The organism is Pseudomonas sp. OTU5201 (assembly GCF_038440135.1).
Classification (GTDB): Bacteria; Pseudomonadota; Gammaproteobacteria; order Pseudomonadales; family Pseudomonadaceae; genus Metapseudomonas; species Metapseudomonas resinovorans.
Map to the genome: position 1 here is coordinate 1 of NZ_JASATC010000113.1, position 326 is coordinate 326.

General features: G+C 68.4%; 1 protein-coding gene. It reads right to left on the reverse strand.

Going from position 1 to position 326, the window contains the following annotated elements; all coding sequences use genetic code 11:
• A partial coding sequence (locus AAHM40_RS27080) for an aldehyde dehydrogenase family protein (protein ID WP_342247450.1) occupies positions 1 to 326 on the reverse strand: 326 nt, incomplete at both ends.

Sequence of the window (326 nt, forward strand, 5' to 3'; positions counted from 1 at the left end):
CGGGCCTGGGCAGCGTAATAGCGCAGGAAGTCCACGGCCTCGCGCACTTCGGCGATGGCGTTGTTGAAGGTCTTGCCAGCTTCGCGGACGAGAATACCCATCAGCGGCTGCATCTCGGCTTCCATCAGGTCGGCGGCACGGTCCAGGGCGGCGGCGCGCTCCACCGGCGGAGTGGATTGCCAGATCGGTGCGGCGGTGATGGAGGCCAGCACGGCATTGCCGACGTCAGCGGTGGTGGCGTTCTGCACGTGGCCGACCACGTCGCGGTGATCCGCCGGGTTCAGCACGGGCTCGCTCGGGCCTTCGCTGGTTGGGCAGCCGAGCAT